The following is a 9,488-nucleotide window of genomic DNA, read 5'->3' as shown; positions in this document are numbered from 1 at the left end:
CTCGACTTGCATGTGTTAGGCCTGCCGCCAGCGTTCAATCTGAGCCATGATCAAACTCTTCAGTTTAAAATCATTGTGATCCTTACGTGTCACTCGAAAGCAACAAAAGCGGATCAAACTTGGCTCAAGGTTCAAACGAATTTGAAAGATATGAACATCTTTCTTGTGCGCTTGCCTTGATATTTGGTGATTTATCACCCTCATCGGCAAGCGCCCACATGAATTACCTGATCAAATTGTTAAAGAGCTGTTTCGCTGTGCTGGCTCGATGACCTGAACCGTGTTGCCTCAGCGAGGAAGGCGTATTCTACGCATTTCCTAGCGCTTGTCAACCGCTGTTTTCAGCGAGTGAAGCGAGCGATCTAAACGACAACAAGACGGCTCTAACTTCCTGACAAACCAGAGGTTTTTCAACCTCATTCACCGCTGGTAACGCTTGGCGCCCCCGGCAGCGGATGCGTACTTTACGGATTCGCGACCGGGTTGGCAAGAGCTAATTATCAAATAGTCGAAAAAAGCCTCTGCCTCCTTATCTGCCCTCTTCTATAGAGCAACGGAAACCGCTTCGGCACGTCTAGTTTGGCGGTTACACTTAGCACTCTATATAGCTGCCACCTTCACCCACGCCCACCAAAGATGAGGTCCATGATGAGCCAGCACCTATTAACTGTCGATTCATTAAGCCGCGAGAGCGTTGATCACTTGTTACGCGTGGCGGCACGCATGGAGCCGATTGCTAGCCGCCGCCAAGTCACGCGGGTGTTGGAAGGTGCAGTGTTGGGCAACCTGTTTTTTGAAGCGAGCACTCGCACACGGGTGAGCTTTAATGCCGCGTTCTGCCGACTGGGGGGAAGCGTGTGCGACACCACAGGCTTTACCTTCTCTTCCATGGCCAAAGGCGAGTCGCTTTACGACACCAGCCGTGTAATGAGCGGCTACTGCGATGCGATTGTGATGCGTCACCCAGACCAAGGTTCGGTAGCCGAATTTGCTGCAGCCACCCATGTACCCGTCATTAATGGTGGCGATGGCCCAGGCGAGCACCCAAGCCAAGCCCTGCTGGACCTTTATACGATTGATAAGGAGTTTCAGCGATTAGGCAAACGCTTAAGCGGTGCGCATATTCTGCTGACCGGTGATTTGAAATACGGTCGCACGGTGCATTCGCTGATTAAGCTGCTGTCACTTTATGACCCGCTGCGTATTACGCTGGTGTCGCCACCAGGGCTGGAGATGCCTTCTTACTTAATTGATCTGGTGGCTTCTCGCGGGCATCGCATTGAGCAGCGCGACTCATTGGCCAGTGACTTTGCCGATTTGGATGTGGTGTACACCACCCGCATTCAGAAAGAGCGCTTTACGGATGAAATGAACGAGAGTTTCCAGGGGCTTTCCGACGACTTTATGGTCAACCGTGATTTTCTCGACAAGCGCTGTAGCCAAAGCACGATCGTGATGCACCCGCTTCCCCGCGATAGCCGCCCAGGCGCTAATGATTTGAACGTCGATTTGAACGGCGACCCGCGGCTGGCGATTTTCCGCCAAACCGATAATGGCATTCCCATGCGGATGGCGATTTTTGCCACGCTGCTAAAAGTGGATGACCTGATTGAGAAAGACCTGCGCCCGGTCCGCTGGTTCGTGCCTTCCCAAACTGGCACCCTAGACCGTTAATACAGCGGTGGATTAGTAGGCGCTCCGCCCGCCGGGAAGGCCTTCCTGGTGGGCGAACCAACCTTCCAAAATCAGCACAGCGGCAATACCGTCTACGCTCTCTTCTCGGTAGTTGCCTCGGTGGCCCGCTGCATGGGCGATCTGTTTAGCTTCTTGAGTCGAGCCACGCTCATCGACCATCTCACAGGGTTTGCCGTAGCGGCCATGCAGGCGATTGCCGAACTTACGCGCCCTGGTACTCATGAGCGATTCGGTCCCGTCCATATTGAGCGGCAAACCGACGACGAACAGGTCTGGCTGCCACTCTTCAATAAGACGTGTAACCACGTTCCAGTCAGGAATGCCGTCACGCGCGGGCAGCGGCGTCAGCTCCCGCGCACTGTGCAGCAGCTCGTTACCCACGGCAACGCCAATGCGCCGCGTTCCAAAATCAAACGCCAAGATCAGGCGCTGCCCGTTATCTGCCATACCACTTACGCCTCATCCAACCGCACGCTTATGCATGCCCTGCGTTGCGCGTCATTAGGTTTAAATCAACCCCGAGAATACCGGCGGCGGCCGTAAGGCGCTCGGCTGGAGGCGTATCAAACAGCACGTTGCTTTGGCCCTCTACCGTTAGCCAGGCGTTCTCTTTCAGCTCATCCTCTAACTGACCCACTTCCCAGCCTGCGCAGCCTAAGCACACCAGAAAGTGCTCGGGGCCAGTGCCATCCGCCAGCGCTTGGAGAATATCCATGGAGGTAGTGAGCGCAATGCCATCTTCCACCTGAACACTGGAGTCCCACGCTTGGCTGTCGCCAACGTGAAGAATAAAGCCGCGATCTTTATGCATGGGGCCGCCGTAGTAGACCGGCGCATTGCGGTGGGGGCTGTCGTCACCGCCGAGTGAGAGCTGCTCAAACAGCGCATCCAGGGTAATTTCCAGCGGGCGGTTGGCAATCACGCCCATACAGCCATTGTGGTCATGGTCACATAAATAAATCAGGCTGCCCGTGAAATTAGGGTCTTCCATGTGGGGCAGGGCCATCAAAAAGTGGTGTTTTAAGCTTTGCATGCGTCTCCTACGGCTTGCCGATGGCTCGGCAAGCCTTACGTCATTTGGCGAATAGAACGTTCACCGATTAGGCCAAGCGACGTTCGATAGCGTCTAACAGCATTCCGGAAATATCGGTGCCGCGCTGATCGTCGATCTCACGGACACAGGTCGGGCTCGTCACGTTGATTTCCGTGATGTAGTCGCCAATCACGTCCAGGCCGACAAACATCAGGCCTTTCTCGCGAATCATCGGCTGCACCTGCTGGATCAACCAGTGGTCGCGCTCGGTTAGTTCGCGGCTCACACCGCGACCACCTGCGGCCAGATTGCCGCGGGTTTCGCCCGCTGAAGGGATTCGCGCTAGGCCAAACGGCACCGGTTCGCCATCGACCAAGAGAATCCGCGTATCGCCATCCTTGATTTCCGGCAGGTAGCGCTGAGCCATAATTTGGCGCTGGCCACGCAGCGTCAGTTGCTCGATCACCGCGCCAATATTGCGGCCATCGGGGCCGATATGAAAAATGCCCGTGCCGCCCATGCCGTCGAGCGGCTTGAAGATCACATCGCCGTGCTCGGCATGAAAGGCGCGTAGCACATCATCGCGGCTCGCGACGACCGTCGGCGCGCAGCACTGGGGAAACTGCTGGGCAAAGAGCTTCTCATTACACTGCAACAGCGCAGCAGTGGGGTTTACCACCAGCACGCCCTCGCGCTCGGCAAAGCCCAGCAGATGCACCGCGTTAATAAACTCCGCATCCACCGGCGGGTCTTTCCGCATCAGCACCACATCCAGCTCGGCCAACGGACGCTGAATCGCCTCGCCCAGGTCGTACCAGTGCTCTGGGTTACGGTGCACGGTGAGTGGACGCATCCGCGCGTAGGCTTTGCCCGCCTGTAAGAACAGGTCTTCCTGCTCCATGTAGTGCAGCGTATAGCCGCGCTCTTGGGCGGCCCACAGCATGGCTAAGGTGGTGTCTTTCTTGTACGCGATGTCGCTGATGGGATCCATCACCACACCGAGATGCAACGTTGATTGGCTCATCGAAATACAGTCCATGGAGGATCAATAGGTCATCAGTATGCCGCACTGCTTGCACGGCTCCAACTGCGGCTATTTTTCCGCCGGGTCGGAGAGCGCACCGGGCACTAGGCGAATCGCATCTGGCGCTAGAGTGATTAGCTGCTGCTTGTAGAGCCGGCCAATCGCCTGCTTGAAAGCGCTCTTGCTAACTCCCAAGCGGGTTTTGATATCGTGCGCCGAGCTTTTATCACCCAGCGGCAGATAGCCGCCGCTCTCACGCAGCGCTTTCAGCACTTTATCACCTACCACATCCAGGCGGGCCGCGCCGGGCGGTAGCAGTGAGATATCCACGCGGCCATCCTCGCGGCGCTGTTTCACAAAGCCTTTCAGCGACTGCCCACGGCGCAGAGGCTGAGTAATATCGTCTTGGTAGATCAGCCCCCAGTAGCGGTGATTGACCACTACTTTCATACCTAAGTCCGTGCGGTCGGCTACCACCACATCGACTTCGTCGCCCTTCTCTAGCGCCCAAGCGTCGTCCGTTAAAAAACGGTCAAGACGCATGGTAGCGACCGGCCGCCCCTGATCGTCGCTATACAGCATCACCAGCACCCGCTTGCCGGGGTCGGGGCGAAAGCGCTGCTCGCTATAGGGCAGCAGCACGTCTTTGGGCTGCCCCCAACGCAGAAAGGCTCCGGTACTGTTCACCGCCGTCACGGTTAAATAGGCCACATCGCCCAGTTGGGCAGATGCATCGCTGGCGGATCGGGGGGTGGAGTGTGACTCACGGACCATGGGTGCCGTCCTTACAAGAAGTAGATCTTCATTATGGTACCTTGCCTAGGCAAGGCAAAGCGGCGTCGAATGACGCCAGCGCTGGATACAAAAAAACCGCTGCCGCAACAAACACGGCAGCGGCTTGATAGTAAGCGCTTACAAATCGCCGAAGTGGTGCTGCAGCAGCGTGAGCGCGACCACAGGAGCCGTTTCGGTGCGTAGCACCCGTGGCCCCAGCGTCAGTGGCGTAAAGTGGCTGGCGATAGCGGCCTGAATATCCGTATCGCTTAAGCCACCCTCTGGGCCAATCAACAGCGCGGCGGACGCGGGCCGCTCTGGCTGGGCAAAGCCGTTACCCGTCGCTAAGTGCAGCATCAAGCGCAGCGGCTCTTGGCGCTCGGCCAGCCACTCACCTAACGCCTGCGGGGGGTGAACAGGCGGCACCACTGCCCGGCCGCTCTGCTCACAGGCACTGGCCGCCACGGCCTGCCAATGCGCCAGCTTTTTCTCTTCGCGGTCACCTTTCAAACGCACATCGCCCCGCTCGGTATACAGCGGGGTAATCGCCGTTACACCTAGCTCAACGGCTTTTTGAATGGCGTAATCCATGCGGTCGCCCTTGGAAATCGCTTGCCCAAGATGCACCGCAAGCGGCGACTCGCCGCTGCCAGGCCACACCGCCTCAACAGTAACAGTGGTGTGCTTACGCCCCACCTCCGCCAGCTGAACGCCTGCTTCTTGGCCTGCGCCATCAAACAAGATCAGCGGTGCCCCTTCGCCCATGCGCAGCACGCGAGTAACGTGCTTAGCAGGGCCTTCGGGTAGCGTTAAGGTAGTGCCCGCTGAAAACTCAGCAGGTACATAGAGGCGCGGCATTTTGCCGTGCCGCGCCACCCAACCAGCCGCGTTTAGCGAATCGCACATGGCTTAGTGCGTGTTCTCAGCCGCTTGGCTTGCCTGCTGCGCTTCGCGCTGCTTGCGCTGGGCGTACATGGCTTCGAAGTTAACCGGCGCCAGCATCAGCGGCGGGAAACCGCCACGGTTGACCAGGTTATCAACGCACTCCCGGGCGTACGGGAACAGCAGGTTAGGGCAGAACGCACCCAGCGTTTGCTCAAGCTGTGCACCTTCAATGCCTGAAATACGGAACAGGCCCGCCTGCTCGACTTCCGCCAAAAACGAGGTGGTGCCGGTTTCGCTGTCGTTGACCTGCGCGGTCACTTTGACGACCACTTCGTACTGGTCATCGGCCACTTTCTGGCTGGTGGTGTTAAGGTCCAGATTGACCTTCGGCTTGAACGCCTGCTTGAACACAGAAGGAGAGTTCGGCGCTTCAAAGGAAATGTCTTTCACGTAAATACGCTGTAACGAGAATTTCAGCTGGGGCTTTTCGCCTTCTGCGGCGCCTGCCTGCGGGGTGTTGTTATCTTCCGCCATGGGATACTCCTAATTATTTATCCAATAAAAATATGCGCAGCTGCGCAGCTACTTATGCTCTCGTTTACTTCTTAACCACCGGAAGGCCATCCGACTGCCACTGCATCATGCCGCCGCGCAGCTTCATCGCCCGTTCAAAGCCCGCTTTTTCCAGCTTTGCCTGGGCAGCGCCAGAACTTTGGCCATGCTTGCAGACTACAATGATCGGCTGGGCTTTCACTTTATCCAGCTCGTTCATGCGGCTATCAAGGCTGCTTTGGGGAATGTTGCGAGCGCCTGCGATATGCCCGGCTTTGAAGTCTTTGCTCTCACGAATGTCCAGCACCACCGCGTCTTCGCGGTTGATGAGCTGAGTGGCCTGGGTAGAGGACACCGCATTCGAGGAGGCGCTACGCGTTTCATAAATAATCCACGCTATGAGCACCAGCAAAAATGCCCCCACGAGGAGGGGGTGGTTCATTACGAATTCGAACAGCTGATCGATCATCGCGAACACAATCTCTTGGTCTATGCAGAAAAAAGCGGCCTAACCGCCCTCAGAAACGCGACAAGTATACACGTCACAGGGCATACCGCGCAGGCCATGACGCCCGACGGCTGCCTGCGTTATGATGCCCCAAGCGCGCGCCTGTCGCGACCCCGATTATCAGGTGTTGTCTGAAAACTGGCTGAGCCGCCCTCACCAGCGTTTCAAACTGCACCTCACGTCGCTTGGCTGACTCACAAACGAGGGAATTTTCAATGACAACATCTGCACCGCGCCCCGTTGCGCTGATTATCCTAGACGGCTACGGCCACAACCCCGACAACGCCCACAACGCTGTCGCTGCAGCCAACACCCCTGTGATGGACGTACTGTGGGCTAACCGCCCCCACGCCTTCGTGCATACCGATGGCCGTCATGTGGGGCTACCCGACGGCCAGATGGGCAACTCCGAAGTCGGCCATATGAACCTGGGTGCCGGGCGTATCGTTTACCAGGACTTCACGCGCATCACCAAAGCCATTGAAGATGGCGACCTGGATACCAACGAGGTGCTCACCAAGCCCATCGACGCAGCAGTCGCCAATGGCCGTGCCGTGCATCTGCTGGGCCTGCTCTCTCCAGGCGGCGTCCACAGCCACGAAGATCACTTCATCGCCATGGCCGAGCTAGCAGCGCGGCGCGGTGCCCAGCGCATCTACGTGCATGCCTTTCTAGATGGGCGGGATATGCCGCCGCAAAGCGCACTAGCGTCTATCGAGCGCGCCAACGCCCGCCTTTCAGAACTGGTCGGTGCCGATAACGGTTTTGTGGCTTCCATCATTGGCCGCTTCTTCGCCATGGACCGCGACAACCGCTGGGAGCGCGTTGAACAAGCCTACCGCCTGCTCACCGACGGCCACGCCGATTACACCGCCACCAGCGCGGAAAGCGGACTACGCGACGCCTACCAGCGCGGCGAAACCGACGAATTTGTGGCGGCGACCAGCGTGCCGGTTAACGGTAACGCCATCACGTTACAAGATGGCGACGCAGCAATATTCCTAAACTTCCGCTCCGACCGCGCTCGTGAGCTGACCCGCGCCTTCACCGATGCAGAGTTCACCGGCTTTGAGCGCCGTGCCTGCCCAACGCTTGCCGGTGATGGCTTGGTCATGATGACGCGATACTCAGCGGACATCGCCGCGCCAGCCGCGTTTCCGCCTACCGACTTAACCGACACCCTAGGCGAAGTGGTCGCTAAGCGCGGCCTCACCCAACTGCGGATTGCCGAAACAGAGAAGTACCCCCACGTGACGTTCTTCTTCTCCGGCGGTAACGAAGCTGAGTACGAAGGTGAAGAGCGCATCCTGGTGCCCTCCCCCCGTGACGTTAAAACCTACGACGAAAAGCCGGAAATGAGCGCCTATGAGATTACCGACAAGCTGGTAGAAGCCATTGATAGCGGCCGCTTCGATCTCATGGTGTGCAACTACGCCAATGGCGACATGGTAGGCCACACCGGGGATTTCGACGCCGCCGTGAAAGCGATTGAGACCGTCGATATTTGCGTTGGCCGCGCGGTGGAAGCGATTGAGCGCGCGGGCGGTGCCTGCCTGATCACCGCCGACCACGGCAATGCCGAGCAGATGGTTCACCCGGAAACCGGTGCACCGCAAACTGCCCACACCACCTTTGTGGTGCCGCTAGTGTACGTTGGTGAGCGCGCTGCCCAGCTCGAAGATGGCCGCCTGTGTGACCTTGCCCCCACGCTGTTGACCATGATGAATCAGCCACAGCCTGAGGCGATGACCGGAACTCCGCTGCTGCGCTTCGAGTAATGCCCATGTGGCAACGGCTAGCTCGAACGGCCTTGTTGACGACGGCCTTGCTAACGCTGGGCTATTCGTCGACGGCGATGGCACAACAGGACGAACAGGCTGCCAGAGAGCAGCTTGACGCCCTCGGCCAAGAAATTGATGCCATGGCTGAGCGGCTAAGCGCCACGGACCAAGCGCGGAACAGCGCCCAGCAAGAGCTAAGGGAAGTGGAAACAGAGCTGGCCCAGACCCACCAGCGGCTGGACCAGCTACAGGCCGAGCGACGCCAGCTCGCCGATGAAACCACCCTGCTACGCCAGCACCGCGAACGCTTAGAGGGTGAACGCGATGCCCAGTACGCCGCGCTAGGTCAGCAGCTTGCCGCGCTTTACCGGCTGGGGCCAACACCCCAGCTGAAGCTGCTGCTCAACCAAAGCGATCCCGCTGAACTTGACCGCATGCAGGCCTACTTAAACCGGTTAACACGAGCGCGCCAACAACGCTTGAACGATATTGCACGGCTGGATACCGCGCTCGCGGATACCGAACTGGCGCTCGCCGAGCGGCAAACTCGCCTGGATACACTAGCCGACGAGCTGGAAACCCAAAGCGCGCTGCTCGCCGAGCGTACCGAAGAGCGCCGAGGCGTGGTAACGACGCTAGACGACCGCTACGGTAGTGAAGCTGACCGCTTGGCAGATCTTAACCAAAGCCGCGAACAGGCTGAGCAGCAGCTAAGAGCTATTCAAGCCGAACTGGCGCGCTTGGCTGAACCCACACCCACTACGAACATTACCCGCACCCAAGGCGATTTGCCCTGGCCGGTGCAGGGCGCCATTACCGCCAGCTTTCAGCGACGGGACGGCGTTCACTACAACGGGATTGTAATTCAAGCGGGAGCAGGCAGTGCCGTCAAAGCGGTTCATACAGGCCGTGTAGTGTTTGCTGACTGGATGCGTGGCTTTGGCAACCTGCTGATCATCGACCACGGAGACCAGATCATGACGCTCTACGCCCACTTGCAGCAGTTCAGCGCCCGCCCTGGGCAGCAGGTGAGCCGTGGCGATGAAATTGGCCGTGTAGGCAGTAGCGGTGGCCAAGCCAGCCCCTCGCTTTACTTTGAGGTGCGCCGCAGCGGCGAACCAATTAATCCGCAACGTTGGATTGCACGTCGTTGACGGGATAAGCTGGTGGTAATGTCTTTATTATGAACGTCTCAACCTGAGCAGCGCGGCTGGCGCTGCCTTTCGCCTAGCGGAG

Annotated in this window: 10 protein-coding genes and 1 rRNA gene; 3 read left to right on the top strand and 8 right to left on the bottom strand. The window is 58.3% G+C overall.

Annotation, left to right across the window (positions count from 1 at the left end; translation table 11 throughout):
* Positions 1 to 66, bottom strand: a 16S ribosomal RNA gene (locus tag ACIGG6_RS00980); the annotation flags it as partial.
* Between the two features lie 582 nt (positions 67 to 648).
* Here ACIGG6_RS00980 and ACIGG6_RS00975 point away from each other — a divergent pair.
* Positions 649 to 1,674, top strand: a complete 1,026-nt coding sequence (locus tag ACIGG6_RS00975) for an aspartate carbamoyltransferase (protein ID WP_399841354.1) — start codon at positions 649 to 651, stop codon at positions 1,672 to 1,674.
* 12 nt (positions 1,675 to 1,686) lie between these two features.
* Here the strand turns inward: ACIGG6_RS00975 and ruvX are convergent, their stop codons facing one another.
* The 7 genes from ruvX to ACIGG6_RS00940 all read right to left on the bottom strand — a co-directional run bounded on the left by ruvX (position 1,687) and on the right by ACIGG6_RS00940 (position 6,432).
* Positions 1,687 to 2,142 (bottom strand): Holliday junction resolvase RuvX, encoded by a 456-nt coding sequence (gene ruvX, locus ACIGG6_RS00970; RefSeq protein WP_253507140.1) that lies wholly within the window; start codon positions 2,140 to 2,142, stop codon positions 1,687 to 1,689.
* 28 nt (positions 2,143 to 2,170) lie between these two features.
* Positions 2,171 to 2,728, bottom strand: coding sequence for a YqgE/AlgH family protein (locus ACIGG6_RS00965; protein ID WP_253507138.1), 558 nt, complete (start codon positions 2,726 to 2,728; stop codon positions 2,171 to 2,173).
* A gap of 67 nt (positions 2,729 to 2,795) precedes the next feature.
* Positions 2,796 to 3,752: a glutathione synthase gene (gene gshB, locus ACIGG6_RS00960; protein WP_399841345.1), complete on the bottom strand. Its 957-nt coding sequence runs from the start codon at positions 3,750 to 3,752 to the stop codon at positions 2,796 to 2,798.
* Positions 3,753 to 3,821: 69 nt separating this feature from the next.
* Positions 3,822 to 4,526 carry a CvfB family protein gene (locus tag ACIGG6_RS00955; RefSeq protein WP_399841343.1) on the bottom strand — a complete coding sequence of 235 codons (705 nt, stop codon included), beginning with the start codon at positions 4,524 to 4,526 and terminating at the stop codon, positions 3,822 to 3,824.
* 138 nt (positions 4,527 to 4,664) lie between these two features.
* Entirely contained in the window at positions 4,665 to 5,432 is a 768-nt protein-coding gene (locus ACIGG6_RS00950; RefSeq protein WP_399841340.1) for a 16S rRNA (uracil(1498)-N(3))-methyltransferase, read from the bottom strand.
* Between the two features lie 3 nt (positions 5,433 to 5,435).
* Complete coding sequence (gene secB, locus ACIGG6_RS00945; protein ID WP_044628537.1) at positions 5,436 to 5,945, bottom strand: protein-export chaperone SecB; 510 nt, start codon at positions 5,943 to 5,945, stop codon at positions 5,436 to 5,438.
* Between the two features lie 64 nt (positions 5,946 to 6,009).
* Positions 6,010 to 6,432 (bottom strand): rhodanese-like domain-containing protein, encoded by a 423-nt coding sequence (locus tag ACIGG6_RS00940; RefSeq protein ID WP_399841337.1) that lies wholly within the window; start codon positions 6,430 to 6,432, stop codon positions 6,010 to 6,012.
* A gap of 254 nt (positions 6,433 to 6,686) precedes the next feature.
* On the opposite strand from ACIGG6_RS00940, the gene gpmI reads away from it, so the two are divergent.
* The gene (gene gpmI, locus ACIGG6_RS00935) at positions 6,687 to 8,249 is read left to right on the top strand and encodes a 2,3-bisphosphoglycerate-independent phosphoglycerate mutase (RefSeq protein ID WP_399841336.1); all 1,563 of its coding nucleotides are present in this window, start codon (positions 6,687 to 6,689) and stop codon (positions 8,247 to 8,249) included.
* Positions 8,249 to 9,406, top strand: coding sequence for a murein hydrolase activator EnvC family protein (locus ACIGG6_RS00930; RefSeq protein ID WP_399841334.1), 1,158 nt, complete (start codon positions 8,249 to 8,251; stop codon positions 9,404 to 9,406). Before gpmI ends, ACIGG6_RS00930 begins: the two co-directional genes overlap by 1 nt.
* The last annotated feature ends 82 nt before the right edge of the window (positions 9,407 to 9,488 follow it).

The sequence above is a fragment of the Vreelandella lionensis genome (assembly GCF_044543515.1).
Taxonomy (GTDB): Bacteria; Pseudomonadota; Gammaproteobacteria; order Pseudomonadales; family Halomonadaceae; genus Vreelandella; species Vreelandella lionensis.
This window is presented reverse-complemented; position numbering and strand designations above follow the sequence as displayed.

Bases quoted from the DNA above. Each gene is read 5' to 3' on its own strand.
- ACIGG6_RS00955 (WP_399841343.1), bottom strand. From the start codon at position 4,526: ATGGTCCGTGAGTCACACTCCACCCCCCGATCCGCCAGCGATGCATCT.
- ACIGG6_RS00950 (WP_399841340.1), bottom strand. From the start codon at position 5,432: ATGTGCGATTCGCTAAACGCGGCTGGTTGGGTGGCGCGGCACGGCAAA.
- gshB (WP_399841345.1), bottom strand. From the start codon at position 3,752: ATGAGCCAATCAACGTTGCATCTCGGTGTGGTGATGGATCCCATCAGC.
- ACIGG6_RS00940 (WP_399841337.1), bottom strand. From the start codon at position 6,432: ATGATCGATCAGCTGTTCGAATTCGTAATGAACCACCCCCTCCTCGTG.
- ruvX (WP_253507140.1), bottom strand. From the start codon at position 2,142: ATGGCAGATAACGGGCAGCGCCTGATCTTGGCGTTTGATTTTGGAACG.
- ACIGG6_RS00975 (WP_399841354.1), top strand. From the start codon at position 649: ATGAGCCAGCACCTATTAACTGTCGATTCATTAAGCCGCGAGAGCGTT.
- ACIGG6_RS00930 (WP_399841334.1), top strand. From the start codon at position 8,249: ATGCCCATGTGGCAACGGCTAGCTCGAACGGCCTTGTTGACGACGGCC.
- ACIGG6_RS00965 (WP_253507138.1), bottom strand. From the start codon at position 2,728: ATGCAAAGCTTAAAACACCACTTTTTGATGGCCCTGCCCCACATGGAA.
- secB (WP_044628537.1), bottom strand. From the start codon at position 5,945: ATGGCGGAAGATAACAACACCCCGCAGGCAGGCGCCGCAGAAGGCGAA.
- gpmI (WP_399841336.1), top strand. From the start codon at position 6,687: ATGACAACATCTGCACCGCGCCCCGTTGCGCTGATTATCCTAGACGGC.